We start from the raw sequence: 26,280 nt of genomic DNA, 5'->3' as shown, positions 1-26,280 counted from the left end.
CGGGGGGGTGGGGTCAGTCGGCGACGGCGCTGATGCGGTGGATGGCGACGACGAGCTCGGACTCGCGGTCGAGGTCGACCATCCGCACGCGACCGCCCTCGACGCTCACCGGCCGCACCCGCCGGCGCTCGGGCTTGCCGCTCGCGCCGATGAGGACGACACGGACCGCGCTACCGGCGCTGGCGGCCTCCCGGAGCGCCGCGACGGTGTGGACCGGGTCGGTCGCCGGGAGGTCGTCGCGCTGGTCGGCGCGCTCCTGTCCGGCGCGCATGCGACCGACGAGCCGCGCGAGGGCGACGTCGTCGGGCCCCTGCACGTGGACCTCGCCCGCCCGCTGGACGCGCGGAGCCGTGCGGACGGCCCGCCGCGCCGCCGGCCGGGCCCCGACGGACGCGCCACTGGGCCCCTCGAGCACCGGCGCTGCCCCGGTGCGGCGCAGCGTCTCGAGCAGCTCCCCGGGGAGGACACCGCTCACGAGCGCCGTCGGGGCGATCTCCCGCAGGCCCAGACCGGCCAGCCGCGGGTCGGCGAGGAGGGCCCGGGTGGTGACCTCGTCCGGCGTGCGGAGGTAGCTGCCGGCGCCGCCCACGCGCAGCCGTCCGTGCCGCCGCGCCGCGTCCCCCACGAGGTACTCCAGCGCCTGCGGCAGCGGGGTCCGGGAGACGTCGGCCAGCCGCTCGAGGAGCGCCCCCGCCTCCGTCCCGGCGTCCAGCGCCCGCCGCACCGACTCCGCGGTGAAGCGCACGGTGAGGGCCGCGCCGCGGCTCTCGACGTCGGCCACCTGGTCGAGCAGGTCGGCCAGCTCGCGCGTGGGACGCCCCGGCACGACGGCGGTGAGATCGCCCTGGACGAGGATCTCGCCCACCGGCTCCGGCAGGTCCGCCGCGAGGGCCGCGGCGACGTCGTCCGCTCCGTCCGCGAGCGCGCGGCCGGCGGAGCCGAGCGCGCCCGCGCCGGTGAGCCCGAGCAGCTCCGCCTCCGCAAGGACGGCGGCGACGCTCGCTTCCGGTGGGGTCGCGCGCGGCGCCTGCCAGCGCAGCACGGCGTGGACGTCGGCCGCGGCCGGTGCCGTCCCGGTGGGCAGGGAGGCGAGCACGGCGAGCACCCGACGGCGCAGCCGCGCCGCCCAGCCCCGCTCCAGGCCCGGCCCGAGCGCCGCCCGCAGCGTCCCGCGGTCGTCCCGAGTGCCCACGAGCCACGGCATCCGCGGGGAGGCGAGCCAGCCCTCGGCGAGGGCGACCCACCGGTCGGCGAGCTCGTCCTCGGCCCAGTCCACGGCCGGGGCGGCGGGCCCGAGGACCGGTCGCTCGCCGTCGTCGTCGGGGCCGACGAGACCGGCCATCGCGGCGATCTCGACGATCTCCGCCGCCTGCTCGGGAGTGGTGCCGAGGTCGCCGGCGAGCCGGCGCAGCTCACGGACGCCCAGGCCGCCGCTGCGCAGCGCGGGTGCCGGCTCATGCGTCCACTGCCGGACGACGACCCCCACGAGCCGGACCAGCTCCTCGGCCGCGCGCGTGGACTCGGCGGCGACGACGGCGGCCGGCCGGGTGGGTGCCGCCACCCGCGGCGGGTGGAGGTGCGGCTCGAGGTGGGTGCGCTGGCCGCGCGCGGCCAGCCCCGTCTCCAGGGGCAGCACCACCTGGGTGGAGCTGAGCCGCTGGAGGACGCCGTGGTCGAGGAGCCAGCGCGTGGCGCCGGCCGGCTCACCGCTCGTCACGCCGACGGGCGTGCCGCTGACGAGCGCGTCGAGCACGCGGAGGGCGGCGGGCGGAGCGTCGGTGAGCACGGCGGAGAGCGCCTCGGGCGTGGTGACGGGGGCGTGGACCGCCTCGAGCGCCGCGAGCGGGGGGCCGAGCCGGGCAGGGTAGGGGCCGAGCGCCTCGTGGAGCGCGAGGACGGGCAGGCCGCCGACGACGAGCAGCAGGCGCTCCAGGCGGGTGTACGCCTCGTCCACCCGCGCCGCCGCGGTCGCGTCCCCAGCGCCCGTGGCCGAACGCACGGCCCCCGCGTCGACCGGGCCGAGCCCGCCGAGCGCGCACACCGCCTCGGCGACCTCAAGGACGTGCTGGTCCAGGCCTGCGAGCACCCGCTCGACCGACGGGCGGGAGCAGGCGCGGGCGGCGAGGGCGGTGAGGGTCGTGGGCGGTGGCACGGGCAGGTCGGGCCGCTCGCGCAGGAGCGTGACCACGTCCGCGTCGGGGCGCTGGGAGAGCTCGGTGACGACGTCGGCCAGCCGGGCCGTCCCACCTGTGGTCACGGGGAGGTGCCCTCGCCGTCGTCGGTGGCCTGGCTGCCGCCGTCGCCGGTCCCGGCGGGTGCCGGGGGCAGCTCGGGGTTGCCGAGCGCGTGCCACACCTGGGCGAGGGGCAGCACGCCCTGGGGGCCGGACGGGTTGATGAGGAGCGCCTTGGCCCGGTTGGCCACGACCAGCTGGAGCAGTGCCCCGGCCGGGAGCCGGCGGGCGCCGAAGTCGGGGTTGTAGGCGGCTACCTCGACGGGGGAGGTGAAGGCGAGGAGCACCGGCTTGCCGTCGGTGCGGTCACGCACGAGGACGGGGCCCGCGCGGCCGTCGGTCTCGGTGTGGGCGATGAACAGGTGCGTGCCCGGCTCGCTCAGCGCGGTGACGAGCTGCTGGGCCGTGTGCGGGCCCGTGAGCAGGTCCTTGACGGCGCTCGCGCTCGGCGCGGCGAGGGCCAGCTCGACCTCCTTGCGGCCGATGGCGCAGGAGGGGCCGTTCGGGTCGATGAGGAACCAGCCGAGCTCCTCGGCCTTGCGGAAGGTCTCGAGCAGCGCCGTGCCGGACTGGGCGATTCCGGTCACCCGCTCCTCGGCGGTGGCGGCCTTGGCGCGAAACTCCGCGAGCGCGGCGTTGCTCGTGAACGCGGCGAGGGCGCGGCTGCCGTCCGGCGCCGTGAGCGTCGTGAGACGCAGCTCCGGAGCCGGTGTGCCGGGCGCGGGCAGCTCCGAGCCGGTCGCGTCGACGACGAGCTTCCCGCCCAGGGCCTGGCGCAGCACGTGGAGCATGCGCCTGGGCGCGGGGTCGGCGGCGAACTCGGCGACGGCGGCACGGACCAGCGCGTTGTCCGGTGGGGTGGCAGGTGCGGGCGGGGGCACGATCTCCCCGAGCCGGGCGCTGTCGAGGACGACCTCCAGCTCGCCGGGCACCGAGCAGTAGTAGAGGAGCAGGCGCCCGTCGTCGTCGAGGAGGTCGGCGGGCTGCGCGTCGGTGAGGAGGTGGACGCGCGCGTCGGGGACGGCGCCCGTGGAGGCGCCGGGGCCCTGCTCGACGACGGCGAGGATCTGGCCCGCATCGCGCGACTCGCCCAGGCGCACGATCCACGTGCCGCGGTCGTCGATGTAGGTGAGCGGGACGCCCACGGTCTCCAGGACGTCGAGGAGGCGCAGCGAGCCGCCCAGGCGCAGGCGGCGTCGCCCGGGCCGGGTGCCGTCGGCGAGCACCGGGCCGTCGCGGTCGACGGCGATGTCGAGGACCTCGGGCCGCGGGCGGTCACCGGGCTCGGCGATGCTCGCGACCGCCGCGCCCTCCGGCTCGGCCGCGGTGGCGGCCGTCCCCGCCGTCGTCTCCTCCGCGTCACGCGGTCCCGGGACGGCGAGGCCGGCGGCGGTGATGCGCTGCGCCATCCAGCCGGGCACGGCGTCGTCGCGGCGCGGGTAGCGGGTGAGGTGGTGGACGAGGTCGGTCGCGTCGAGCGGCTCCTCGCCCTCCCGCCAGGCGGCGGGCTCGCCGTCACGGTTGAAGCGGCCGGTCACGGTGAAGGTGGGCTCGGGCCAGCCGCCGGCACTCAGCGTGAGCGAGGCCTCGATCCACGTGCCCTGCCCGGGCTGGGCGTTGAGGTCCTGCAGGCGGCGGGCGAGGGTGTAGGGCGGCTGGTCGGCGGTGAGTCGGCCCAGGCGGGCGGTACGCTCCTCGCCGCGGACCTCGATGACGCGGAAGGACACGACGTCACGCAGCGGCCGCAGCTGCAGGTGGAGCTGGTCCCAGCCGGGCTCGGCGGGGAAGGAGTCGACCATCCAGCGGGCCAGCACGCTGAGGACCTCCTGCTGGACAGGGTCCGGGGACTGCTGCGTCATCTCTCGCCCTTCACTCGCTCGGTGCGCCAGGACCTCCCGGCCCCGTCGTCCACGGTATAGCCCGCCGGGGCCGGACGATCACCGGAGGCGGAACAGGCCCGGAGGGAGCTCCAGGGCCGGTAAACTGGTGGTTCCCTCCGGCGGCACGATGCCGCCCCCTCCGCCCCTGCACCGCCCCAGAGAGGTCCCATGCCCACCGGCAAGGTCAAGTGGTTCGACGCCGACCGTGGTTTCGGCTTCATCACCGCAGACGACGGCACCCAGGTCTTCCTCCACGCCTCGGCGCTGCCGGCGGACAACCCCAACCCCAAGCCCGGCGCGAAGGTCGACTTCGGTCTCGCCGACGGTCGCAAGGGCCCCTCCGCGCTGTCCGTGCGCCTGCTCGACCCGCCGCCGTCCGTCGCCAAGGCGCACCGCCGTCCGGCCGAGGACATGGTGCCGATCGTCGAGGACCTCATCCGCGAGCTCGACCGCGCCTCCGGCGAGCTGCGTCGTGGCCGCTATCCCGAGAAGGGCCGCGGCACGAAGCTCGCCCAGGTCCTGCGCATTCTCGCCGACCAGTTCGACGCCTGAGCCTCGGCAACTAGGATCAAGTCGTGACTGCACCCGCCGTGCTCGTGCCCCGCACCTCCCCGCCTGCCAAGGAGGCGGTGCTGGCGGGCGCCGTCGACGTCGCCCGCGAGGCCGTCGTCGCCGACGTCGGTGAGGCGCAGGTCGGTGAGCACGCGGGGTACGTCGTCGAGGACTCCCGGCTCCTCACCCACGTCTTCACCTCCCTCCTGCCCGGCTACCGCGGCTGGTACTGGGCGGTGACGCTGGCGCGGCCGCCGCGTGCGCGCCGGGCCACCGTCGTCGAGGTCAACCACCTGCCCGGCTCGCAGGCGGTCCTCGCGCCCGCCTGGGTGCCGTGGTCGGAGCGGCTGCAGCCCAGCGACGTCGGCCCCACCGACGAGCTGCCCTACATCGGCGACGACGAGCGGCTGGACGCCGGGTACGAGGCCACCGGGAGCGACGCCGACGTCCTCGGTCCCGAGCTCGCCTACGAGGTGGGCCTGGGCCGGGAGCGGGTGCTGTCGGCCGAGGGCCGCAGTCAGGCCGCGACGCGCTGGTACGAGGGGGAGCGTGGCCCCACCTCCCCCGGTGCCCGCGCCGCGAGCGAGCAGTGCTCCACCTGCGCCTTCTTCCTCCCCCTGGCCGGTTCGCTGCGCCAGGTGTTCGGGGTGTGCGCCAACGAGTGGTCCCCCGACGACGGCGGCGTCGTCAGTCTCGACCACGGCTGCGGCTCCCACTCCGAGACTGGTGAACGCCACCGGCCCAGCGACTGGAACCCGACCGCGCCGGTCATCGACGAGCTCCAGCTCGACATCGTCTCCCTCTCGCACCCGCAGGACCCGCCCACCCGCGAGCCGCAGACGGGGACCACGCCCGACGCCTCGTGACCGCCCGCGCGGCCGGACGCGGGGAGCCGATGTTCCCCATGCGTCCCGTGGTGCTGGGCGCCTTCGTGCCCTCCCTGGTCTTCGAGATCGGCATCGGCGCGATGCTGCCGATCGTCCCGCTCACGGCGACGGGACTGGGGGCGTCCCTCGCCGTCGCCGGCGTCATGGCCGCCCTCCTGCCGATCGGCCAGCTGCTCGCCGACGTTCCCGCCGGGGCGCTGTCCGCCCGGCTGGGTGACCGCGGCGCGATGCTGCTCGCGGGGCTCGTGGCCTCGCTCGGCTTCGTCGGTCTCGCGCTCGCGCCGAACCTCGCGCTCCTCGCCGTCAGTGTCCTCGTCATCGGCGCGGCGAACGCGGTGTTCAACCTCGCCCGGCACGCCTACCTCACGGAGATCACCCCGCCGCTGCGCCGTGCCCGCGTGCTGTCCACCCTCGCCGGGGTCCACCGCATCGGGCTGTTCATCGGCCCCTTCGCCGGGGCGGCCGTCATCCACGGCGCCGACGTCCGCGCGGGGTACTGGCTGGCCCTGGGCACCTCCCTCGTGGCCACCGCCGTCGTCGCGGCCGTCCGGTCCGAGCCCGGGGACGCCGGCGCGCCGGCGCGCCGGGACGCGCCCCCACGGCGCTCGATGCACTCGGTCCTCCTCGAGCACCGGCAGGTCTTCGCCACCCTCGGGATCGCGGTGCTCCTCGTCGGCGCCGTGCGCGGCGCCCGCCAGACCGTGCTCCCGCTGTGGACCGAGCACCTGGGCCTGGACCCCGCCGTCACGAGCATCGTCTTCGGGATCGCCGGCGCGGCGGACATGCTGCTCTTCTACCCTGCCGGGAAGGTCATGGACTCCTTCGGCCGGCTCTGGATCGGGGTGCCCGCCATGCTCACCATGGGCGTGGCAATGGCCCTCCTGCCGCTGACGACGACCCTCGGGCCGGTCATCGCGGTGGCCGTGCTCCTCGGCCTGGGCAACGGGATGAGCTCGGGCATCCTCATGACGCTCGGCGCGGACACCGCGCCACCGGGTGAGCGGGCCCAGTTCCTCGGGATCTGGCGCGTGTTCCAGGACGGCGGGGCCGCGCTCGGTCCGCTCGTCGTCTCCGGCGGCGCCGCCCTCGGCTCGCTGGCGGCCGGCATCTGGGTGATGGCGGCCGGTGGCGGGCTCGCGACCGCGGCGCTGGCCCGCTGGGTCCCGCGCTGGTCGGTCCACGCCACCCGGACGACCCGCCGCCGCGCCGGCCTCCTCTAGCCCCTTCTCGTCCAGCCTCCCCTCGAGCGCTGAGGTGGTCCTCGTCTGACGGGGAGGGATCCGGCTGTCGGCGGAGGGCGGGTGCAAGCGGCTTGGTTGCGCTTGTGTCACGGGCCTTGTCCGGCCACGTGCCCCGGGAGGACACTTCGGTGCTACCGGGCGGCCACCTCCACGTAGGTCTCTAGGAGGAGACATGCGCAAGGCACTCGCAGCACTCACCCCCGCTCTCGTGGCCCTCACCGCCGTCGGCGCGCAGGCCGAGGACCCGCCGGAGCCGGAGCACGGCTTCTTCCTCACCAACAGTGCGGCCGCCGGCCCCGCCCAGCACGTCTTCCACTTCGGTCGCTTCACCGACGAGGTGCTCGTCGGGGACTGGGACGGTGACGGCGCGGACTCGGTCGCCGTCCAGCGCGGCAGCACCGTCCACCTCACGAACAACCCCGCCGGCGGGCCGGCGCAGACCGTCCTCAGCTACGGCCGGCCCGGCGACACCCTGCTCGCCGGCGACTGGGACGGCGACGGCGACGACACCCTCGCGGTGCGGCGCGGGAACGTCTACTACGTCAAGGACACCCTGAGCGGCGGCTCGGCCGACCGGGTGCTCACACTCGGTCGTCCCGACGACGAGATCGTCGTCGGCGACTGGGACGGCGACGGCCGGGACACCACCACCTGGCGTGCCGGTGGGGACACCCTCTACGTCGGCAACCACATGGGGCCGGGCCACGCCGACTGGTACTTCGTCTACGGCCGGGCGTCGGACGCTCTGCTCGCCGGTGACTGGGACGGCGACGGCTGCGACACCGTCGGCGTGCGGCGCGGCGCCACGTACCTCGTGCGCAACTCGATGACCCCCGGGAGCGCCGACGTCACGGTCCGCTACGGACGTGCGACCGACGAGGCCTTCGTCGGCGACTGGGACGGTGACGGCGTGGACACCCTGGGGGTGCGCCGCGCGCCGTAGTCAGTCGCGCACCACCTCCGCACGCGCCAGCAGGGCGTCCGCGGGGCGGACCTCGTGGACGCCGCCGACGAGCTCGACCGACGCCTCGGTCTCCCGCTCGGCACAGTTCGGCCCGACCCACAGCTCGACGGTCCCCGGTTCCACGACCCGCACCATGCGGCGGTCGCTGAAGGCGAGGCGCGTCGTCGGCACGGTGAGGTGGACGGTCACCTCCTCGCCGGGCTCGAGGTCGACGCGGCAGTAACCGAGGAGCTGGGCGACCGGGCGGGTGACGGTACCGACGACGTCGCGCCCGTAGAGCTGCACGACGTCGGTCCCCGCCCGCTCGCCGGTGTTGCGCACCCGCACGGACACCTCGATGCTGCCGTCGGTCGCCACCTCCGGCGCGGCCACCTCCAGACCGGTCCGGACGAAGGTCGTGTAGCCGAGCCCGTGCCCGAAGGGAAGCGCGGGGGTGGGGTCGAGGTTCGTCGTCGAGGACGGGCCGGCAAGCGCGGGGTGCAGGTAGGAGTACGGCTGGGAGCCGGCCGACCGCGGCATGCTCACCGGGAGGCGGCCAGAGGGGTTGACCCGCCCGGTGAGGACACCGGCCAGCGCCGCGCCGCCCGCCTCGCCGGGGAAGAAGCTCTGGACGACGGCGGCGCTCCGCTCCAGCGCCCAGTCCACCGCGTAGGGACGGCCGGTGAGCAGGACGAGCACGACCGGGGTGCCCGTGGCGAGCACGGCCTCGACGAGCTCACGCTGCACGCCGGGCAGCTCGAGGTCGTCGCGGTCGCAGCCCTCGCCGACGGTCCCGCGCCCGAAGAGCCCGGACTGGTCCCCGACGACCACGACGGCGACCTCCGCGTACGCGGCGAGCGCCACCGCCTCGGGGATGCCGGACCGGTCGTCGTCGTCCACGGCGCAGCCGGCGGCGTAGGTGGCCTCGACCCCCTCGGTGCGCAGCGCCTCGAGCACCGTGGGGGCGGAGATGCCGTCCTCCGTGCCGGGGTGCTGCGGGATGACGTGGTTGACGAAGGAGTAGCAGCCGAACAACGCGGGCACGCGGTGCGCGTTCGGGCCGACGACGGCGACGCGTGCCGGGGCGGCCAGCGGCAGGGTGCCGTCGTTGCTCAGGAGCACGACGGACTCCTCGGCGAGCCGCTGCGCGAGGGCGCGGTGGTGCGGCGGGTCGAGGTCGATCTCGTCCTCGGGGGCATCGGCGGAGAAGTCCGCGTCGAGCAGGCCGAGCTCCTCCTTCTGACGCAGCACGCGCAGCACCGCGCGGTCGACGAGCTCGATCGGGGTGCGCCCGTCCTCGATGCGCTCGCGCAGCGGTGCGAGGTAGGCGTTGCCGGTGGGCAGCTCGACGTCGATCCCGGCGGCGAGGGCGAGCTGGGCCGCGTGGCCGGGGTTGGCCGCCACGCCGTGCAGGAGGTGCAAGAAGGCGACGCCGAAGTAGTCGGCGACGACGGTCCCGTCGAAGCCCCACTCCTCCCGGAGCAGGCGGGTGAGGATCTCCGGGTCCGCGGCGACGGGCACGCCGTCGATCTCCGTGTAGGCGTGCATGACCGAGCGGGCACCGCCGTCGCGCACCGCCATCTCGAAGGGCGGCAGCAGGACGTCGGCGATCTCGCGGGGCCCGGCGCTGACGGGGGCGAGGTTGCGCCCGGCGCGGGAGGCGGAGTAGCCGACGAGGTGCTTGAGGGTGGCGTGGATCCCGGTGCTCTGAAGGCCACGCACGTAGGCGGTGCCGACGGTGCCGACGAGGTAGGGGTCCTCACCGATGCACTCCTCGACCCGGCCCCAGCGCGCGTCGCGGACGACGTCGAGGACGGGCGAGAGTCCCTGGTGCACCCCGAGGGCGATCATCGACTCACCGATCGCGGCGGCCATCTCCTCGACGAGCTCGGGGTGGAAGGCCGCGCCCCACGCCAGCGGGGTGGGGAAGGTGGCCGCCCGCCAGGCGGCCACGCCGGTGAGGCACTCCTCGTGGGCGATGGCGGGGATCCCGAGGCGGGTGTTCTCCACCAGCCAGCGCTGGGACTCGAGCAAAGCACGGCGGCCGACGGCCGGCTCGACCGGGCGCGTGCCGAAGACCCGCGTGAGGTGGCCCAGCCCGTGCCGGGCGAACTCGGTGAAACGGGGTGCCTCGTCGAGCATCGCGTCCTGGAGCGGGGCCACGACCTCGCCGTCCGAGCCGGCGCCCACCCACAGGCCGACGATCTGGGCGAGCTTCTCCTCCAGGGTCATCGCGTCGAGGAGCTCCCGCACGCGGGCGCTCGCGGGCTCCTGGTGAGCGCCGGGGGCCAGGGTGTCCTGCTGGGCGGAAACGGTGTCGGTCACGGGTGTTCCTTCGTTCGGGGCCCGGCTCGGCCGGGACGGGGTGGTGCTGGCCTCAGCCCTTGACGGCGCCCTGGAGGCCGTTGACGATCCGCTTCTGGGCCGTGAGGAAGAAGACCAGGGCGGGGATCATCGCCAGGGTGGTGAAGGCGAGGACACCGGCGGTGTCCTGGGCGTGCTCGGTGGAGAAGCTCGCCACACCGAGCGGCAGGGTCTGGGACGAGGGGTTGTTGAGGACGAGCAGCGGCAGCAGGTAGGCGTTCCAGGAGGCGACGAAGGCGAGGACGCCGACTGTCACCATGCCGGGCCCGGACAGCGGCAGCAAGATGCGCCAGAAGAAGCCGATGCGGCTGGCACCGTCGAGCAGCGCGGCCTCCTCCAGCTCCTTGGGCAGCGCCATGAGGAAGGGCCGCAGGATGACGACGGTCATCGGCAGGGCGAAGGCCGCCTGCGGCAGCGCCACGCCCCACACGCTGTTGGTGAGCCCCAGGTCCCGGACCATGAGGAAGAGCGGGATGATCGCGACGGTCAGCGGGAAGAGCAGGCCGAGCACGAAGACGAGGAAGAGCGACTCACGGCCCTTGAAGGTGTAGCGCGCCAGCGGGTAGGCCGCCATGATCCCGAAGACGACGACGACCGCCGTCGTGATGAGCGAGACGATCGTCGAGTTGAGGGCGAAGCGCCAGAAGCTCGGCGACGTGATGACGTTCGTGTAGTTGCTCAGCACCCACGGGTCGGGGAAGCTCACCGGGTCGGACGCGAGCTGGGCGTTGCTGCGGAAGCCGCCGAGCACGGCGTAGATCACGGGGGCCAGCGTGGCCGCGACGACGACGAGCGCGATCCCGTAGACGAGCGGGTTGCCGCCGCTGAACGCGTTGCTGCGTCGGCGCCGCTGCGGGTCCGGCTCGACGCTCTCCTCCGGCCGGGAGACGGGCACCACGGCGGTCATCGGGTCACCTTCTTCCGGCTGGTGCGGGGCATGTCGGTGTCACGCCGCAGGATGAGGCGCTGGTAGGCGAGCGCGAGGACGAGGGAGATGACGAAGAGGAGGACGGCGACGGCGGAGGCGTAGCCGTACAGGCTCCGGTTCGTCCCCTGGTTGATGAGGTAGATCGCCATCGTGATCGTCGAGTTCGCCGGGCCGCCCTTGGTGAGGATCCAGACCATGTCGAAGAGCTGGAGCGAGCCGATCATCGAGAGGAAGCCCCACGTGCGGATGGTCGGTCCGAGGAGCGGCACGGTGATGCGGCGCTGCACCTGCCACCACGAGGCGCCGTCGATCTGCGCGGCCTCGTAGAGCTCGGGAGGCACGCCCTGGAGCCCCGCGAGGAAGAGGATGACGGCCAGGCCGAGGTACTTCCAGGTGAGGACGACCATGACGGTGTAGAGGGCGATCTCAGGGTTCCCGAGCCACACCTGGACGACGCTGCCGAGGCCGACGGCCTCCAGCGCGGCGTCCACCGGCCCGTTGGGCTGCAGCAGCATGAACCACACGACACCGGCGACGACCTCCGCCAGGACGTAGGGGACGAAGATGACGACCCGGAGGAAGGAACGGCCCCACATCTCCCGGTTGAGCAGGAGCGCGATCCCCAGGCCGAGGGGCAGCTGGATGAGGATCGACAGGACGACGATCGTCAGGTTGTGCATGACCGCGCTCGTGAAGATCTGGTCCTGCAGGGCGCGGGTGTAGTTCGCCAGGCCGACGAAGTCGTCGAGCGGGCCCAGGCCGTTCCAGCTGTAGGCCGAGTAGCGCACCGCCTGGATGACGGGGACGACGACGAACAGCGCGAACAGCACCAGTGCCGGTCCGACGAAGAAGGCGATCTCCAGGCGCTTGCGCCACTGGCCGGAGAGACGGGACGGGGCTCCGGCAGCGTGGCAGCGGCGACACCCGGTGGGGTCACGTCGTCTGCCACGTCACTCAACCCAGGTCTGCCGCGGCCTGGATGGCGTCGACGATGCCCTGCGCGGAGGACTGGCCGGCGAAGACCAGGGCGATCTCGTCGTTCATCGCGCCGCCGACGTTCTCCCCGAAGGCGGTGTCGAAGTAGAGCTGGACGAAGGGGGCCTGGTCGCGGAACGCGAGGAGGTCGGCCAGGGCCGGGTCGGACACGGAGTCGATCGCGGCCGGGTTGGTCGGCAGGCCCATGTCGTTCTCGGCGAAGGTCTTCTGGACCTCGTCGCTGAGCAGATAGGTGATGAAGTCGACGCAGGCGTCGGGGGCGTCGTTCGAGCACGCCCACGCGTCACCGCCGCCGAGCGCGGCCTCCGGGTCGCCCTGTCCACCGTCCACGGCGGGGAAGGGGAACCAGCCGGTCTTCTCGCCCAGGCCCGCGTTGTCCTCGGTGAGGCCCTGCATGACACCGGGCTCCCAGTGGCCGGCCAGCTCCATCGCGACCTGCCCGGTGGCGAGGAGGCCGGACGCGGAGGTGGGTCCGGTCTGGGCGGGGGTGGCGAGGAAGCCGGTGTTGAAGGGCTCCGTGGCGACGAACGCCTCGAGGTCCTCGCCGGCCGCGACGAAGCACGGGTCGGAGAAGTCGAGGGAGGTGACCGCTTCGGTGAGGACGTCCTGGCTGCACTGGCGCAGCGCGAAGTAGTACCAGTAGTGCGCGGCGGGCCACTTGTCGCCGGCGCCCACGGAGATCGGCTCGATGCCTTCGCCCTTGAGGGCGTCGACGGCCGCGTCGAGCTCCTCCATCGTCGTGGGAGCCTCGGTGATCCCGGCCTGCTCGAAGAGGTCAGTGTTGTACCAGAAGCCGACGACGCCCACCGAGAAGGGCAGCGCGTAGACGCGGTCCGCGTTGGTCCAGCCGTCGACCGACGACCCGAGCTTCTCGATCGTGTCGGCAGCGACGTCGGTGAGGTCCATCGTCAGCCCGGCCTCGACGTGGGAGGCGAGCTCGCCGCCGCCGCGCTCCATGTAGACGTCGGGGGTGTCCCCGGTCTGGAAGGCGGCGTCGAGGCGCGTGAGCATGTCCTCGTGCGCGAGCGGGGTGATCTCGATCGTGACACCGGGGTTGTCCGCCTCGAAGTCCGCGGCGACCTGCTCGTAGACGCTGACGCCCGGCTCGTTGTTGGAGTTGTGCCACCACGTGAGGGTGACCGAGTCGCCGTCGCCGCCGGTCGAGGTGGCGTCGGGTTCCTCGCTGTCGCCGCAGGCGGCGAGGACGAGCGCGGCGCTGAGGCCGAGCGCAGTGATGCTGGCTGCTCTTCTGCGAAGCATGTCGGTGTTCCTTCAGTCGTCGTCGACAGGGGGGTGGCGCCAGCGTGGCAGGGGCTGCGCGCGCGTGTCAATCGTTATCGATAACGTTTTCGTAGCGGTAGAGTCACGAGGATGAGCGAACGGGTGACCATCACGGATGTGGCGCGCAGTGCCGGCGTCTCCGTCGCGACCGTGTCCAAGGTCGTCAACGGCCGGTACGGCGTCGCCGCCGCGACGAGCGAGCGGGTGCAGGAGGTCATCTCGCGCCTCGGCTACGAGTCCTCGCTCGTGGCACGCAGCCTGCGCAGCAGCCGGACCAACGTCATCGGCATCCTCGTCGCCGAGTTCGAGCCCTTCAGCGCCGAGATCCTCAAGGGCGCCTCGGCCGCGGTCGCGTCCACCGGCTACGACCTGCTCGCCTACTCCGGCACCGCGCACGCGGGCAGTGACGTCGGCTGGGAGCGGCGGTCGCTGTCGCGGCTCAGCGGCACCCTCATCGACGGCGCCATCATTGTCACCCCCACTGTCGTCGAGGTCCGGGACGACGTGCCCGTCGTCGCGATCGACCCGCACGAGGGCCCCGCGGGCATCGCGACCGTCGACGCCGACAACGACGCCGGTGCCGTCCTCGCCACCCAGCACCTCATCGACCTCGGGCACCGCCGCATCGCCTTCCTGGGCGGGCGCACCGACCTGGAGAGCTCGCGGATGCGCGAGGAGGGCTTCCGCAGCGCGATGGCGGCAGCCGGGCTGCCGGTCGACCCACGGCTCGTGCGGGTGGGCGGCTACCGGCGCGAGACCGCCGACCAGCCCGCGCACGAGATCCTCGGCCTGGCCGACCGGCCCACCGCGGTCTTCGCGGCCAACGACCTCATGGCGATCGCGACGATCGACGCGGCCCGCGACGTCGGACTACGGGTGCCGCAGGACCTGTCCGTCGTCGGCTTCGACGACGTCCCGGAGGCGGTCGCTGCCATGCCACCCCTCACGACCGTCGCCCAGCCGATCCAGCAGATGGGCGCCGAGGCCGTCGGTCTGCTCGTGCGCCTCATCGCCGGCGACGACGCCGCGCGCGCGCACGTGCGCCTGCCCACCCGGCTCGTCGAGCGAGGCAGCACCGCACCGGCGCCCTAGCCTGCCGTCGGCGGCGTCACGGCTCGCGACGGGCGGCACGGCGCTGCTGGCTCGCGCCCCAGAGCATGCCGACCAGGCCGACCGCGATGCCGGTGAGGCAGATCCGGACCGCGCCGTCGGGCTCGCGTCCGGTCGCCAGCAGGACGAGCACGACGACCAGAGCGATGACCCACGCGACCGTGCCGGCGAGGAACATCGTCACCGTGTTGACGCGCATCGGGGGCAGGTCCTGCGAGCGGGTCTCGGGGATGCGCATGGCTCGATGGTAGAGGACCGCGCCCCTGGGACCCGGGCGGGCGGTCACCGCCACGCGCCGCCGTCGGCGCCTGAGGAATGGGCGTCCGCGACAGCGACCGGCGGGCCTCTGGCACGATATGCCCATGTCCACACCTGCGCCGGCGCGCACGCAGAGCCTCAGCCGGATCGACCGGTACTTCCGCATCTCCGAGCGCGGCTCGACCATCGGGCAGGAGATCCGGGGCGGCATCGTCACCTTCTTCACGATGTCCTACATCCTCGTCCTCAACCCGCTCATCCTCTCCACCCCCGACTCCACGGGCGCCTACCTCGGGGGCGGGACAGACGGGCCGAACTTCGCGGCCGTCGCGGCCGGCACCGCGCTCGTCGCCGGGCTCATGTCCATCCTCATGGGTGCTGCGGCGAACTTCCCCCTGGCGCTGGCTGCCGGGCTGGGCCTCAACGCCGTCGTGGCCTACACGCTGGTCGGCTTGCCCGGCATGACCTGGGCCGACGCCATGGGCATCGTCGTGGTCGAGGGACTCATCATCCTCGTCCTGGTGCTCTCCGGGCTGCGCGAGGCCGTCTTCCGGGCGGTGCCCCGGCAGCTCAAGGTCGCCATCTCTGTGGGCATCGGGCTGTTCATCGCACTGGTCGGGCTTGTCAACGCCGGGATCGTGCGTGCCGCGGAGGGCACCCCGCTGCAGCTCGGCTTCGACGGGTCCATCGTCGGTTGGCCCGCGGTGGTGTTCATCGTCGGGCTCTTCCTCATCCTCGTGCTGATGGTCAAGAAGGTGCGTGGGGCCATCCTCATCGGGGTGGTCGCCGCGACCCTGCTCGCGGGGGTCATCGAGGCTATCGCGCAGGTCGGGCCGATCAGCGACGACAACGTCGGCGGCTGGGGACTGACGGTGCCGGCGATCGAGGGCCCGCTCTTCACCGTCCCCGAGCTGTCGACGCTCGGCCAGTTCTCCCTCTTCGGAGCCTTTGGGAAGATCGGGGCCGTTGCGGCGATCTTGCTCATCTTCTCGCTCATGCTCGCCGACTTCTTCGACACGATGGGCACGATGGTGGCCGTCGGCGCCGAGGGCAAGCTGCTCGACGAGCAGGGCAACCCGCCCCGGACACGAGCCATCCTCGTCGTCGACTCGGTCGCCGCGGCCGCCGGTGGTGCGGCGGGCGTCTCGTCCAACACGAGCTACATCGAGTCGGCCGCCGGTGTCGGCGAGGGCGGTCGGACCGGTCTCACCTCGATCGTCACCGGCATCGCGTTCCTGCTGTCAGTGTTCCTCGCGCCGCTCGCCCAGTTCGTGCCCTACGAGGCCGCCACGCCCGCGCTCGTCGTCGTCGGTTTCCTCATGATGCAACAGGTCACCGACATCGACTGGCGCGACGTGGGCATCGCCGTCCCGGCGTTCCTCACGATCATCCTCATGCCCTTCACCTACTCCATCACCGTGGGCATCGGTGCCGGTTTCATCGCCTACGTCGTGCTGTCCGCGGTGCGAAAGGGCGGTGCCCGCCAGGTGCACTGGCTCATGTGGGTGGTTGCGGCGCTCTTCGTCGTCTACTTCGCCCTCGGCCCGATCCAGCAGGCCCTCGAGGTCTGAGCCGTCCCGGCGCTCCACCGTGCGCCCCCTGGTCCCGCTGTGCCCCCGTTCTGCCGGGAGCACAGCGGACCGGCGGGCGCAGGGTCCGGGATGGGGTGGCTCGTTCAGCCCCAGAGGCGCTGGGTCGCGATCTGCGCGCCGGCCGCGAGCGTCTCGAGCTTGGCCCAGGCGAGCTGCGGGTGGATGCGCCCACCCAGCCCGCAGTCCGTGGACGCGACGACGCGCTCGCGGCCCACGCCGGCCGCGAAGCGCTCGATGCGGTCGGCCACCAGCTCGGGGTGCTCGACGACGTTGGTCGCATGGGACACGACGCCGGGCAGGATGAGCTTGCCCTCGGGCAGCTCGACGTCCTGCCAGACCTTCCACTCGTGCTCGTGGCGCACGTTGCCCGCCTCGAAGGAGTAGGCGCCGGCGTTGATCTCGAGCATGGTCGCGACGATGTCGGCCATCGCGATGTCCGTGGTGTGCGGACCGTGCCAACTGCCCCAGCAGAGGTGGAAGCGGATGCGGTCCTCGGGCAGGTCGCGCAGCGCGTAGTTGAGCGCCTCGACCCGCAGCCGGGTGAACGCGACGTAGTCCTCGACGCTCGGCTCGGGGGTGATCTGGTCGAAGTTCTCGGCGATCGAGGGGTCGTCGATCTGGAGGAGCAGCCCGGCGTCGATGATCGCGCGGTACTCCTCGCGCAGCACGTCGGCCCACGCGTAGATGAACTCCTCCTCGCTCGCGTAGTGGCGGTTGGTGATCCGTGAGGCGCTGCCCGGGGACAGTGCGGTGATGAACCCCTCCTCCGCGCCCGTGCGCTCCAGCGCCGCCTTGAGGTTGGCGATGTCAGCGGCGATCGCGTCCTGGCCGGTGTAGCTGAGCGGCCCGGTGCACGAGGGGAACGGGCTCGCCTCGGGGTCGCCGGTGAAGATCCCGGACGTCGGGTCCGCGTAGGCCTCGGCGAAGAGCTGCCGGTCGCGGCGGTGGAGGAAGCCGGTGAGCCGGGCGTCGCCGGGGGCGGACTGGACGTCGGCGGTGGCCCAGGAGGCGTCGTCGATGATCTCCAGGCCGCCGGTGCGCTGGAAGGAGTAGGACCACCACGCGCCGTAGTCGACCGGCGAGCTCATCGACTTGCCGTACTCGCCGTCACCGACGACGTTGATCCCCACGGCCCGCTGCCGCTCGACGAGGGCCGTCACCTCCCCGGCGAGAAAGCCGGGGAAGTCGTCCGGCCCCTGGCCCGCCTGGCGGGCGGCGTTGGCCTCGAGGAGCGCGGGAGTGCGCGGCAGGCTGCCGGCGTGGGTCGTGAGAATGCGGTCGGCGCTGGAACGCACGGGTACCTCCGGGTCGTGGATGGGCGTTCCATGCTCGCACCCGGCTCACGGCGAGGGCCGCCTGTCCGCGACCCGGGCGCCGTCGTCGTCGCCGTCCTGCCTGGTGAGAACAGCGGCGTGGGCGACCTCACCATGCCAACTGTTTCGTTCGCCGAACTAACGATCTAGAATCGTCACATGACGAACTCCTCGCCCTCGACGACGACGGCGAGCCGCACCCGCCAGCACCCCGACCTCGCCACGGAGCTGCGCGTGACGGTCCTGCGACTGTCCCGCAAGATCCGTTCCGCCGCCGTCGTGGGGGAGCTGAGCGAGGCCCAGTACTGCGTGCTCGCCGGCCTGACCCACCACGGACCCTCGACCCCGCGTGCCCTCGCCGAGCGCGACGGCGTCCAGCCGCCCACCATGACGCGCACCATCGCCGCGCTTGAGGGCGCCCGCCTCGTCGTGCGCAACGCGCACCCGACCGACGGGCGGCAGGTGCACATCGAGCTCACCGCCGCCGGCGCCGCCGTCGTCGACGAGACCCGACGTCGCCGCACCGAGTGGATGGAGGAGCTGCTGCGCCACCTCACCGCCGAGGAGCGCGTCACCGTGGAGGAGGCCGTCGCGATCCTGCGGCAGGTGGCCGACGTATGAGATCCACCTTCGACTCCCTGAAGTTCTTCAACTACCGGATGTGGTTCGCCGGCGCGCTCGTCGCGAACGTCGGCACGTGGATGCAGCGCGTGGCGCAGGACTGGCTCGTGCTCACCGTGCTGTCGGACGACTCGGGCCTCGCCGTCGGCATCGTCACCGGCCTGCAGTTCCTGCCGATGCTCCTGCTCAGCCCCTTCGGTGGGCTGCTCGCCGACCGGTTGCCGCGGCGCAAGCTCCTCATCGGCACCCAGACGGCGCTCGGCCTGCTCGCCGCCGGGCTCGGTGTCCTCGTGCTCGGCGGCCACGCACAGCTGTGGCACGTCTACGTCTTCGCGCTGGCCCTGGGCGTCGTCACGGCCCTGGACAACCCGGTGCGCCAGACCTTCGTCGCCGAGATGGTGCCGCCGGCCAGCCTGCCCAACGCGGTGGGTCTGAACTCCGCGTCCTTCAACGCCGCCCGCCTCATCGGGCCCGGCATCTCGGGCCTGCTCATCGCCGTCGTCGGCCCGGGGTGGATCTTCATCATCAACGCGGTGAGCTTCGCCGCGACCATCCTGTCCCTCACGCTCATGCGGCGCGACGAGCTCCACGAGCTGCCGCACACCTCACGCGGTAGGGGACAGATCCGCGAGGGGCTGCGCTACGTCCAGGGACGCAGCGACATCGTCACGATCGTGGTCGTCGTCGGGGTCGTGGGTGCGCTGGGCCTGAACTTCCAGCTCACCAGCGCCGTCATGGCCCGGGAGATCTTCGACAAGGGCGCCGGTGAGTACGGCGTGCTCGGCTCGATCATGGCGATCGGTTCCCTCGGCGGAGCGCTGCTCGCGGCGCGGCGCAAGCAGCCGCGCGTGCGGCTGGTGCTCGGCGCCGCCTTCGCCTTCGGTGTCGCGTCCGGGCTGATGGCGATCATGCCGACCTACGAGCTGTACGCGCTCATGACCATCCCCGTCGGCTTCGCCTCGCTCACGATGATGACGGCGGCCAACGCCACCGTGCAGATGTCGACCGACCCCGTGATGCGCGGGCGCGTCATGAGCTTGTACATGATGGTCTTCCTCGGCACCACGCCCATCGGCGCGCCCGTCGTCGGCTGGGTCGCCGAGACCTTCAACGCCCGCTGGGCCGTGGGTGTCGGCGCCATCTCGGCGATGGTCGTCTCGGCGGCCGCCGCCGTGTGGGTCAAGCGGCACTGGGAGGTCGAGGTGACCTACCGGTTGCGCCACCGCCCGCACCTGCGGATGGTCGGCCCCACCGAGCGCGCCCACTCCCGCGAGGAGGCCAAGGCCAGGCTCGGCGCCAGCGACGCCCAGAACGCGACAGGCCTCGCCTAGACGGCCCCACACCCCCCCCCTCAGTTCGCATATGGGCGAAAACGGCGTCCGGGAGCCGCCTTCCGGCGCCGAATTCGCCCATATGCGGAGATGGGGGGTGGGGGGTGGGGGTGGTGTCAGGGGGTGTAGGCGCCTTGCCAGACGGATGCGAAGGGGGTCTTGGCGCTGACTCGGGCGTGGATGCCCGCGGTGACCAGGGCCTTGGCGGTGCGGACGGCCTCGGGCACGGTCGCGCCCTTGGCCAGCTCGGCGGCGGTCGCGGCAGCGAGGGTGCAGCCGGCGCCGGAGACGCGCTCCTGCCCCACCTTGGGCTCGGACAGGACGGTCACCTCCTCGCCGTCGAAGAGGACGTCGACGGCGTCGTCACCGGGCAGCTCGACGCCACCCTTGGCGAGCACGTACTGAGGACCGAGCGCGTGGATCCGACGGGCGGCCTCGATCAGGTCCTCGACCGAGGTGATCTCGTCCATGCCGGACAGCGTGCGGGCCTCGAACATGTTCGGGGTGATGACGGTGGCGAGCGGCAGCACCTGCTCACGCAGTGCGGTGTCGGTGTCGAGCGCGGCGCCGGGCTCCTGGCCCTTGCAGATGAGCACCGGGTCCAGGACGACGTGGCGCCACGGCTGGGCACGTAGCGAGCGGGCGACGACGTCGATCGTCGCGGGCGTCCCGAGCATGCCGATCTTGACGACGTCGAGGTCGTGGGTGGCGGTGGCGGCCTCGATCTGGTCGGCGATCACCTGGGGGTCGACCGGGACGAAGCGGTGCGCCCAGTCGTTCTTCGGGTCGAAGGAGACGATGCAGGTGATCGTCCCGACCCCGTAGACGCCGAGCTGCTGATAGGTCCGGATGTCGGCCTGGATGCCTGCACCGCCGGTGGCCTCGGAGCCGGCGATGACGAGGGCGAGCTGGGTCACGTTCTGCTCCCGTACGTGAGGAAAAGGACTCTCCAAGGGTATGCCGCGTGGAGGTGGGAGCGGTGTCATCGGCCTCTCCGGGAGATCTTGAGGGAGTCCTGAGGTGGTCAGGAGGTGAGCGCGAGGGAGCGCTGAGGTCGCCGGCAGAGAGTTGCCTCAGCGCCGGACGGACCGGCACCCAGCCCGAGAGGACGCCACCATGGCCCGCAGCACGAAGACCACCTCCCGCTTCACCTCGACCACGTGGAAGGCCGTCGCGGCCACCGCCGCCGGGGTCGTCCTGCTCGGTGCGGGCGGCGCGACCTTCGCCGAGTGGTCGGACGCCGAGGCCGCCGCGACCGACACCGCGATCACCTCCGGTGTGCTCGACCTCGCCGGCGGCGAGGGCCGCTGGACGAACGTCGTCGGCACGGACGTCACGGCCGCCGTCGAGGACGGCAGCTACCTCGTCGTCCCCGGTGACGCCCTCACCTACCGCGAGACGATGACCGTCGACGCCCGGGGTGACCTCCTGCGCGGCACCGTCGCCCACAACCTCAAGGGCCTCACCGGTGACGCGGAGCTGCTCGCCCAGCTCGAGGCGAACACCACGATGAGCCTCAACGGCCAGGCCGTCACGGGCAGCTCCACCACCGTCGTCGCCGACGACGAGCTCCAGGACCTCGACGTCGCCGTCACCGTCGCGTTCGACAAGAACACCGCCGGACTCGTCGGCCAGGGCCAGAGCGTCACGCTCGGCGGCCTCGACATCACCCTCACCCAGGCGCGCATCGCGGGCTAGCAGCCCGGCTCCACCGCCCCACGCCCGCCACCACCGACCCGGAGACCCGATGAGCACCGCAACCGCCACCGTCACCCCCGCCCGGCACCGCGTCGAGCAGGCACCGCGCCGTCCCGGCGTCGTCCGCACGCTCGTCACCCGGGTGCTGCCGGGTGCGCTCCTCATCGCGCTGCTGACCCTGCTCGGGGCGCTCATCCTGGTGCCCCGCCTGCTCGGGTGGGCGCCGCTCACCGTGCTCAGCGGTTCCATGGAGCCGACCATCCCGACCGGCAGCCAGGTCGTCATCTCCCCGGTCACCGACGTCGGCTCCCTGGAGGTCGGTGACGTCGTCACCGTCATGCCCTACCCGGACGACCCGACCCTCGTCACCCACCGCATCGTCGAGCGCTCCGAGACCCCGGCGGGCCCGGCCTTCACCACGCAGGGCGACGCGAACGACGTCGTCGACCCGTGGGAGGTCACCGAGACCCAGGTCCGTGGCGAGGTCCGGTACTGGGTGCCTGCCGCCGGGTACGTCGCCACCGCGCTGTCCGGTCACACCAAAGCCATCGGTACGGCGGTCATCGCCGCCGCACTCTTCGGCTATGCGGCCCTCCAGATGGTCCGGGCCGGGCGTGAGCGCCGCTCCGAGGACGTCGTCGCCGGCCCGCTCGTCGACCGCGCACGCCTCACCCGTCTGGAGGACGAGGTCGGCCACGAGGCCGCCGTCGAGATGGTTGAGCGCTTCGTCGACATGCTCCCCACCCGAGTGGCCCGGCTGCACGAGGCGGTCACTGCCGGTGAGGCTCCCGAGCTCCGCGACGCCGCGCTCAGCCTGGGCGGCACCGCGTCCATGCTCGGTGCCGACCGGCTCGCCGCGGTCGCGGCCACGTGCCGCGCCGCGGACGCCGCGATGGCCCGCGAGGTCCTTGCCGAGCTCGACCGCCTCGCCGAGGCCACCGAGCGTGAGCTCGTCGCCGCACGGTAGGCCTCGCCGAGCCATGAGGGGACACTGCTCTCGCGCCAGGAACGGCGTGAGAGCAGTGTCGCTCTGTGCTGTGCGGCCGCTGTCGACGCAGCGGTGGTCGTTCTCCAGAAGTCGCCGGGGTGGAGGCCGAGCCGCTCACGTTCAGCCTGTGCCAGGTTCCCGCGCTGTCCATCGGATCTCGTTGCGAGCGAAGCGCCGTTGATTTCGGCCGTCCGCGCGCCCGTTGAGCGGAGGCGTACGCCGCTCGATCGTGCGGATGTGTGACGTCTCGTTGCGGGATCCGCCGTCGGGATGCGGCTCTCCATGGCTGGCGTCGAGGAGGATTGGTTGCCGGCGTCCCGTGAGGGTGTCGGTTGCGGGACGCTGGCTGGCTGGGCAGTCAGCGTCTTGCTGACGCGTCGGCGAGCTCGGCCTTGGCCGCCAGTCGTTGGCGCTGGATGGCGCGGTAGACGGTGGAGCGACCAACACCGAACAGCTCGGCGACCTCGAGAGTGCTGTGCTCGCCGCTGTGCACCAGCGACACCAGGTGCGCTTCCTACTTACGGCTGAGCTTGGGCTGCTTGCCCTTCAGTCGACCCTTGGCCTTGGCGACCTTATGCCCTCGACGGTGCGCAGCCTGATCAGGTCGGACTCGAACTCCGCGACCACGGCGAGCACGTTGAACAGGAGACGACCAACGGCGTCGGTCGGGTCGTAGACAGACCCGCCGAGCGAGAGGCTCACGTGTCGGGCCGTCAACTCGTCAGCGATCGCCCGCGCATCCGGCAGGGACCGGGCCAGACGGTCGAGCTTCGTAACCACCAACGTGTCCCCAGCCCGACACGCGGCCAGGGCCTCACGCAAGCCGGGGCGTTCTCGGTTGGTGCCGGTCAGGCCGTGATCGACGTAGATGCGTTCGCTCTCGACGCCGAGGCTGAGCAGGGCATCGCGCTGAGCGGTGAGGTCTTGCTGATCGGTGGAACATCGGGCGTACCCGACACGTAGTGCGCCCATGGCGCACCTCCCAAGGGATCGGCCCGGCCGCGCCACCGCTTGTGGTCGGCTCGAGCACCGGGCGCAGCCCGGCACCACCAGCGATACCTCTCCTTCTCAGGGCGCAAGTACTGGTGCGGCAAGTGCCTGCCCTCATCGGGTGCTTCCGATGGGTACCTTTTCGTCATACGATTTGTTCATGGTGAGCGAGGAGCAGATCCGCCAGTGGGCTCAAGAGGCTGAAGCCGGGTACGACGTTGATGGGATGAAGCGCCGAGGCCGTGGTCGCCCTGGACGTGGCGCTGAGCCGATGCAAGTCGTCGCTGTCCGTCTCACTGCTGAGGAGCTGGCTGCGGTCGACGCCGTCGCTGAGCGCGAGCACATCTCGCGGTCCGAAGCTATTCGCAGGGCGTTGGCCGGCTACGCAGCGTGAAAGTCCACGACAGCGCTCTTAAGCACGGAGTGCTCGCAGACGACGCTGTCCAAGCGGCTGGCTGGCCGCTCTGGGTGGAGCCCCTCGACGAGGAGGGCTGGCCCCACCGCGAACTTCGGCTCGGTTTCGATACCCAGGCTCGCCTGCTCGAGACGGTCGTCCTCATTTTCGAGAGCGGCGATGAACTGGTCATTCACGCGATGCCAGCCCGCAGGCAGTACTGGGATCTCCTGTCCTGAAGTGGAGTCCACCTCACCACAAGTGGATCCCCTCCGGACACCGTTGTGCGGGCGACGGCGACCACGGCGTCCAGCGAGCGGCGTCGCTGCGGTGGCGAGGGGATGGACCCCCGCCAGCGCTGGTTTGAGTCCGCTCAGAGGTGTCGGGTCGGGTCCATCCGTTGGTGCAGAATCCGGACCACGTCGACACCCTCGGCGCTCTCGACATAGAAGAGCAGGTGGCTTCCGATGCCGTAGCGGCGATACCCCTGGCGGATCTCGTCGCAGGCGCGCCCGCGGCGGGGGTCATCGGCCACGCGCTCGATGGCGGCTCTGATCTCGGCGATGTACGTCTCCGCCTGACGAATGTCCCAGCGCTCCTCGGTGAAGTCCCAGATCGACGAGAGATCACGCTGCGCAGCCGGCGTGAGCCGGTACCGGTTCACGCCTTCTTCGCCGCCACGAAGGCGTCGAAGTCGAAGGGCTCGGGCGCGCCGCTGTCCTCGCCCTCGACGAGCGCGCTGCGTAGCGAGGCGAGCCGCGTCTCCTGGTCCTCGAGCAGCCGAAGGCCGGCGCGGACGACCTCGCTGGCAGACCGGTAACGGCCGGAGGAGACCTCCCGGGATAGGAAGGTCAAGAAGTGGTCGTCCAGACTGATCGATGTGTTTCGGACCATGACACGACGCTACCAAGGATTGGTAGCGTCATGCAGGCCGCGCTACATCGCCGCAGTCGTCACTCGCAGACTCGCTCCGCAACAGGATCCGCACGAGGGACTCCCAGCAGTGCGATCCGCATGCTCGGGACGGCCGCCCGCATCGAGGAGGCGCTCCTCGACCAGCTTGTCGGGTACTCCAGTGACCTGGGCCTTCTGTCCGAGGAGTACGACCCCGATAGTGGTCACCTGGCGGGGAACTTCCCCCAGGCCTTCAGCCACCTTGGGCTCATCCGCGCCGCTGACGCGATCCGGGCGGCCCGCGACGCGGACCAACTCCGGCGACCCTAGAAGGTCGGAGAGTCCGCGAAGTGCTGCCGGCGGCGGCGCTCGCGGGTGACCCGGCCTCCGGGGTGGCGGCGGTAGATGTGGCCGCTGGGGGTGACCCACTCGTAGGCGCCGGTGCTGAGGCGGTGGAGCTGGAACTGGCCGCTGGTCTTGAGGATGTGGTCGTGGGTGCAGAGGGCTTCGAGGCCGAGCATGGAGGTGGTGCCTCCGGCGTTCCACGGGACGATGTGGTCCAGCTGGCAGCCGCGAGCGGAGTGGGTGCAGCCGGCGCGCACGCAGGTGCCGTCGCGTAGTCGGATGAGTTCGGCGAGCTCGTTGGGTGGCCGGTAGCGGGTGCGTCCGTGGTCCAGGATGGTGCCGGTGAGTGGGTCGGTGATGATCCGTCGCCATGTCCCGCCCAGTGCCGCGGCGCGGGCGACGGCGGGGGAGATGGGTCCGTAGCCCTCCAGGACGGCGACCTCGGCGGGTTCGCGGTTGAGGATGGCGAGCATGGTGTCCTCCTCGGGCAGCGGGGCGAGCTCGGCGCCGGTGCCGCCGGCGGGTTTTGAGGCTGGTAGGCCGAGCTGGCGGGCGATGTCGGGTGGGAGCAGGACCGAGAGCGGCACGAGAACGCGGATCTGGGCGCGCTGCCCGCCGATGTGGCCCACGGGCATGTGCCAGCAGCGCGGGACGGTGCCGCCGCTACCGGGTGGGCGGGCATCCTCGGGCGGCTCGGGCGGCTCGGGCGGCTCGGGCGGCTCGGGCGGCTCGGGCGGCTCAGGGAGCTCGGGTGGCTCGGGTGGTGCTGCGGTGGTGGAGGGGCCGACCGTTTGCGTACCTGTCCCCTTGGACCGGTGGTCGGGTGGGTCAGGAGCGGCCGGATCGCGACCCGTGGTGCCTGGCGGGGCGAGCTGGCCGGCGTCACCCTGCTCGGCTGCCGGTGTGGACGGGCCCGGGAGCACCACCGGGGTGTCGGCGGCAGGGGCCTCCTCGACCGTCGAGCTGCTCGGCGGTGTCGTGTCGTCCGAGGGGCCGATCGGTGCTGGCGACGGGTCGCGCTCAGGTACCCCTGGCCGGTCGGGCATCGGCTCGGGTGCGCTCGGTCCGTCGGGTGCCGGCTCGGGTGCGCTCGGTCCGTCGGGTGCCGGCTCGGGTGCGGCCGGTGGCTCGGTGGGCGGGGTGGTGCCTGGTGGTAGTCCGACGTACCCGAGCTCGAGGGCGGTGTGGCCCATGAGGGAGAGGATGTCGGCGCGGAGCTGGTCGAGGGTGCGGTCATCGCCGCTGGCCTGTGCGGAACGGGCGGCTGCCTGGAGTGCGAGGTCGATGGCTGCGGCGTCGGTGGCGGGCAGGACCGCGCGGATGCAGGCCATGCCGTCGGGCAGCTGACGGGGGTGCTCGACCCGCCGCCGGGCGCGGGCGCGGGCGTGGAAGAGGTCGGCGTCGTCGTGGCTGAGGGCGATGACGGCCTTCTTGAGGGCCT

The 26,280-nt window shown here is 72.6% G+C and carries 25 protein-coding genes and 1 pseudogene; 13 read left to right on the top strand and 13 right to left on the bottom strand.

The annotated features are described in order from the left end of the window. Positions 1 to 13 precede the first annotated feature (13 nt). Both M3148_RS18065 and M3148_RS16555 read right to left on the bottom strand, forming a co-directional pair. A complete protein-coding gene (locus M3148_RS18065) occupies positions 14 to 2,257 on the bottom strand; it encodes a helicase-associated domain-containing protein (protein WP_308203263.1) in 2,244 nt (747 codons plus the stop codon). Further along, positions 2,254 to 4,092, bottom strand: a complete 1,839-nt coding sequence (locus M3148_RS16555) for an SseB family protein (protein ID WP_251305834.1) — start codon at positions 4,090 to 4,092, stop codon at positions 2,254 to 2,256. Before M3148_RS16555 ends, M3148_RS18065 begins: the two co-directional genes overlap by 4 nt. 189 nt (positions 4,093 to 4,281) lie before the next feature. Here M3148_RS16555 and M3148_RS16550 point away from each other — a divergent pair, with 189 nt between their 5' ends. From M3148_RS16550 to M3148_RS16535, 4 genes are all read left to right on the top strand, one after another. Continuing rightward, positions 4,282 to 4,665 carry a cold-shock protein gene (locus tag M3148_RS16550; protein ID WP_251305833.1) on the top strand — a complete coding sequence of 128 codons (384 nt, stop codon included), beginning with the start codon at positions 4,282 to 4,284 and terminating at the stop codon, positions 4,663 to 4,665. A 23-nt stretch (positions 4,666 to 4,688) separates the two neighbouring features. Then, positions 4,689 to 5,531, top strand: coding sequence for a DUF3027 domain-containing protein (locus M3148_RS16545; RefSeq protein ID WP_251305832.1), 843 nt, complete (start codon positions 4,689 to 4,691; stop codon positions 5,529 to 5,531). After that, positions 5,528 to 6,772 carry an MFS transporter gene (locus M3148_RS16540; protein ID WP_251305831.1) on the top strand — a complete coding sequence of 415 codons (1,245 nt, stop codon included), beginning with the start codon at positions 5,528 to 5,530 and terminating at the stop codon, positions 6,770 to 6,772. Before M3148_RS16545 ends, M3148_RS16540 begins: the two co-directional genes overlap by 4 nt. Positions 6,773 to 6,965: 193 nt before the next feature. Continuing rightward, positions 6,966 to 7,736, top strand: a complete 771-nt coding sequence (locus M3148_RS16535) for a hypothetical protein (protein ID WP_251305830.1) — start codon at positions 6,966 to 6,968, stop codon at positions 7,734 to 7,736. On the opposite strand, the gene M3148_RS16530 is transcribed toward M3148_RS16535, so the two are convergent. The 4 genes from M3148_RS16530 to M3148_RS16515 all read right to left on the bottom strand — a co-directional run bounded on the left by M3148_RS16530 (position 7,737) and on the right by M3148_RS16515 (position 13,284). Continuing rightward, positions 7,737 to 10,061 (bottom strand): beta-glucosidase family protein, encoded by a 2,325-nt coding sequence (locus M3148_RS16530; RefSeq protein WP_440136966.1) that lies wholly within the window; start codon positions 10,059 to 10,061, stop codon positions 7,737 to 7,739. Positions 10,062 to 10,113: 52 nt separating this feature from the next. Continuing rightward, complete coding sequence (locus M3148_RS16525; protein WP_251305829.1) at positions 10,114 to 11,007, bottom strand: carbohydrate ABC transporter permease; 894 nt, start codon at positions 11,005 to 11,007, stop codon at positions 10,114 to 10,116. Continuing rightward, on the bottom strand, positions 11,004 to 11,858 hold the full coding sequence (locus M3148_RS16520; RefSeq protein ID WP_308203262.1) for a carbohydrate ABC transporter permease: 855 nt from the start codon (positions 11,856 to 11,858) through the stop codon (positions 11,004 to 11,006). Before M3148_RS16520 ends, M3148_RS16525 begins: the two co-directional genes overlap by 4 nt. Before the next feature lie 124 nt (positions 11,859 to 11,982). Further along, positions 11,983 to 13,284: an ABC transporter substrate-binding protein gene (locus M3148_RS16515; protein WP_251305828.1), complete on the bottom strand. Its 1,302-nt coding sequence runs from the start codon at positions 13,282 to 13,284 to the stop codon at positions 11,983 to 11,985. Between the two features lie 111 nt (positions 13,285 to 13,395). Between M3148_RS16515 and M3148_RS16510 the strand changes: the two genes are divergently transcribed. Continuing rightward, entirely contained in the window at positions 13,396 to 14,397 is a 1,002-nt protein-coding gene (locus M3148_RS16510; RefSeq protein WP_251305827.1) for a LacI family DNA-binding transcriptional regulator, read from the top strand. Positions 14,398 to 14,413: 16 nt separating this feature from the next. Here the strand turns inward: M3148_RS16510 and M3148_RS16505 are convergent, their stop codons facing one another. Next, positions 14,414 to 14,653 (bottom strand): DUF2530 domain-containing protein, encoded by a 240-nt coding sequence (locus M3148_RS16505; RefSeq protein WP_251305826.1) that lies wholly within the window; start codon positions 14,651 to 14,653, stop codon positions 14,414 to 14,416. 124 nt (positions 14,654 to 14,777) lie between these two features. Between M3148_RS16505 and M3148_RS16500 the strand changes: the two genes are divergently transcribed. After that, the gene (locus M3148_RS16500; protein ID WP_251305825.1) at positions 14,778 to 16,244 is read left to right on the top strand and encodes an NCS2 family permease; all 1,467 of its coding nucleotides are present in this window, start codon (positions 14,778 to 14,780) and stop codon (positions 16,242 to 16,244) included. Between the two features lie 104 nt (positions 16,245 to 16,348). On the opposite strand, the gene M3148_RS16495 is transcribed toward M3148_RS16500, so the two are convergent. Further along, entirely contained in the window at positions 16,349 to 17,560 is a 1,212-nt protein-coding gene (locus M3148_RS16495) for a cobalamin-independent methionine synthase II family protein (protein WP_251305824.1), read from the bottom strand. A gap of 177 nt (positions 17,561 to 17,737) precedes the next feature. Here M3148_RS16495 and M3148_RS16490 point away from each other — a divergent pair, with 177 nt between their 5' ends. Together M3148_RS16490 and M3148_RS16485 are read left to right on the top strand one after the other, a co-directional pair. Then, positions 17,738 to 18,199: a MarR family winged helix-turn-helix transcriptional regulator gene (locus tag M3148_RS16490; protein ID WP_251305823.1), complete on the top strand. Its 462-nt coding sequence runs from the start codon at positions 17,738 to 17,740 to the stop codon at positions 18,197 to 18,199. Beyond that, entirely contained in the window at positions 18,196 to 19,530 is a 1,335-nt protein-coding gene (locus tag M3148_RS16485; protein ID WP_251305822.1) for an MFS transporter, read from the top strand. Before M3148_RS16490 ends, M3148_RS16485 begins: the two co-directional genes overlap by 4 nt. A 116-nt stretch (positions 19,531 to 19,646) precedes the next feature. Here M3148_RS16485 and thiD read toward each other — a convergent pair whose 3' ends face one another. Beyond that, complete coding sequence (gene thiD, locus M3148_RS16480) at positions 19,647 to 20,447, bottom strand: bifunctional hydroxymethylpyrimidine kinase/phosphomethylpyrimidine kinase (RefSeq protein ID WP_251305821.1); 801 nt, start codon at positions 20,445 to 20,447, stop codon at positions 19,647 to 19,649. A gap of 199 nt (positions 20,448 to 20,646) precedes the next feature. Between thiD and M3148_RS16475 the strand changes: the two genes are divergently transcribed. Together M3148_RS16475 and M3148_RS16470 are read left to right on the top strand one after the other, a co-directional pair. Further along, the gene (locus tag M3148_RS16475; protein ID WP_251305820.1) at positions 20,647 to 21,228 is read left to right on the top strand and encodes an alternate-type signal peptide domain-containing protein; all 582 of its coding nucleotides are present in this window, start codon (positions 20,647 to 20,649) and stop codon (positions 21,226 to 21,228) included. A 49-nt stretch (positions 21,229 to 21,277) separates the two neighbouring features. Beyond that, complete coding sequence (locus M3148_RS16470) at positions 21,278 to 22,195, top strand: signal peptidase I (protein WP_251305819.1); 918 nt, start codon at positions 21,278 to 21,280, stop codon at positions 22,193 to 22,195. A gap of 379 nt (positions 22,196 to 22,574) precedes the next feature. Here M3148_RS16470 and M3148_RS16465 read toward each other — a convergent pair. Beyond that, positions 22,575 to 23,188: pseudogene (locus M3148_RS16465) on the bottom strand (recombinase family protein). A gap of 178 nt (positions 23,189 to 23,366) precedes the next feature. Here M3148_RS16465 and M3148_RS16460 point away from each other — a divergent pair. After that, positions 23,367 to 23,600, top strand: coding sequence for a ribbon-helix-helix protein, CopG family (locus M3148_RS16460; protein WP_251305818.1), 234 nt, complete (start codon positions 23,367 to 23,369; stop codon positions 23,598 to 23,600). Continuing rightward, complete coding sequence (locus tag M3148_RS16455) at positions 23,597 to 23,839, top strand: toxin (protein ID WP_251305817.1); 243 nt, start codon at positions 23,597 to 23,599, stop codon at positions 23,837 to 23,839. Before M3148_RS16460 ends, M3148_RS16455 begins: the two co-directional genes overlap by 4 nt. Positions 23,840 to 23,973: 134 nt before the next feature. Here the strand turns inward: M3148_RS16455 and M3148_RS16450 are convergent, their stop codons facing one another. Both M3148_RS16450 and M3148_RS16445 read right to left on the bottom strand, forming a co-directional pair. Continuing rightward, the gene (locus tag M3148_RS16450; protein ID WP_251305816.1) at positions 23,974 to 24,264 is read right to left on the bottom strand and encodes a type II toxin-antitoxin system RelE/ParE family toxin; all 291 of its coding nucleotides are present in this window, start codon (positions 24,262 to 24,264) and stop codon (positions 23,974 to 23,976) included. Continuing rightward, positions 24,261 to 24,494, bottom strand: coding sequence for a type II toxin-antitoxin system ParD family antitoxin (locus tag M3148_RS16445; protein ID WP_251305815.1), 234 nt, complete (start codon positions 24,492 to 24,494; stop codon positions 24,261 to 24,263). Before M3148_RS16445 ends, M3148_RS16450 begins: the two co-directional genes overlap by 4 nt. Positions 24,495 to 24,524: 30 nt before the next feature. Between M3148_RS16445 and M3148_RS16440 the strand changes: the two genes are divergently transcribed. Next, on the top strand, positions 24,525 to 24,824 hold the full coding sequence (locus tag M3148_RS16440; RefSeq protein ID WP_440136965.1) for a glycoside hydrolase family 15 protein: 300 nt from the start codon (positions 24,525 to 24,527) through the stop codon (positions 24,822 to 24,824). On the opposite strand, the gene M3148_RS16435 is transcribed toward M3148_RS16440, so the two are convergent. Then, the coding region (locus M3148_RS16435; RefSeq protein WP_251305814.1) for an HNH endonuclease signature motif containing protein at positions 24,821 to 26,280 on the bottom strand (1,460 nt) is incomplete at its 5' end. The genes M3148_RS16440 and M3148_RS16435 overlap by 4 nt on opposite strands.

Origin of the sequence: Georgenia satyanarayanai, assembly GCF_023715365.1 — a bacterium.
Classification (GTDB): Bacteria; Actinomycetota; Actinomycetes; order Actinomycetales; family Actinomycetaceae; genus Oceanitalea; species Oceanitalea satyanarayanai_B.
Note: the sequence above shows the minus strand (reverse complement) of the source record. Positions and strands in the feature narration are given on the sequence as shown.

Coding starts and splice junctions, on each gene's coding strand:
- M3148_RS16475 (WP_251305820.1), top strand. CDS start 20,647: ATGGCCCGCAGCACGAAGACCACCTCCCGCTTCACCTCGACCACGTGG.
- M3148_RS16505 (WP_251305826.1), bottom strand. CDS start 14,653: ATGCGCATCCCCGAGACCCGCTCGCAGGACCTGCCCCCGATGCGCGTC.
- M3148_RS16550 (WP_251305833.1), top strand. CDS start 4,282: ATGCCCACCGGCAAGGTCAAGTGGTTCGACGCCGACCGTGGTTTCGGC.
- M3148_RS16500 (WP_251305825.1), top strand. CDS start 14,778: ATGTCCACACCTGCGCCGGCGCGCACGCAGAGCCTCAGCCGGATCGAC.
- M3148_RS16515 (WP_251305828.1), bottom strand. CDS start 13,284: ATGCTTCGCAGAAGAGCAGCCAGCATCACTGCGCTCGGCCTCAGCGCC.
- M3148_RS16490 (WP_251305823.1), top strand. CDS start 17,738: ATGACGAACTCCTCGCCCTCGACGACGACGGCGAGCCGCACCCGCCAG.
- M3148_RS16440 (WP_440136965.1), top strand. CDS start 24,525: ATGCAGGCCGCGCTACATCGCCGCAGTCGTCACTCGCAGACTCGCTCC.
- M3148_RS16460 (WP_251305818.1), top strand. CDS start 23,367: ATGGTGAGCGAGGAGCAGATCCGCCAGTGGGCTCAAGAGGCTGAAGCC.
- M3148_RS16525 (WP_251305829.1), bottom strand. CDS start 11,007: ATGACCGCCGTGGTGCCCGTCTCCCGGCCGGAGGAGAGCGTCGAGCCG.
- M3148_RS16485 (WP_251305822.1), top strand. CDS start 18,196: ATGAGATCCACCTTCGACTCCCTGAAGTTCTTCAACTACCGGATGTGG.
- M3148_RS16555 (WP_251305834.1), bottom strand. CDS start 4,092: ATGACGCAGCAGTCCCCGGACCCTGTCCAGCAGGAGGTCCTCAGCGTG.
- M3148_RS16445 (WP_251305815.1), bottom strand. CDS start 24,494: ATGGTCCGAAACACATCGATCAGTCTGGACGACCACTTCTTGACCTTC.
- M3148_RS16535 (WP_251305830.1), top strand. CDS start 6,966: ATGCGCAAGGCACTCGCAGCACTCACCCCCGCTCTCGTGGCCCTCACC.
- M3148_RS16510 (WP_251305827.1), top strand. CDS start 13,396: ATGAGCGAACGGGTGACCATCACGGATGTGGCGCGCAGTGCCGGCGTC.
- M3148_RS16470 (WP_251305819.1), top strand. CDS start 21,278: ATGAGCACCGCAACCGCCACCGTCACCCCCGCCCGGCACCGCGTCGAG.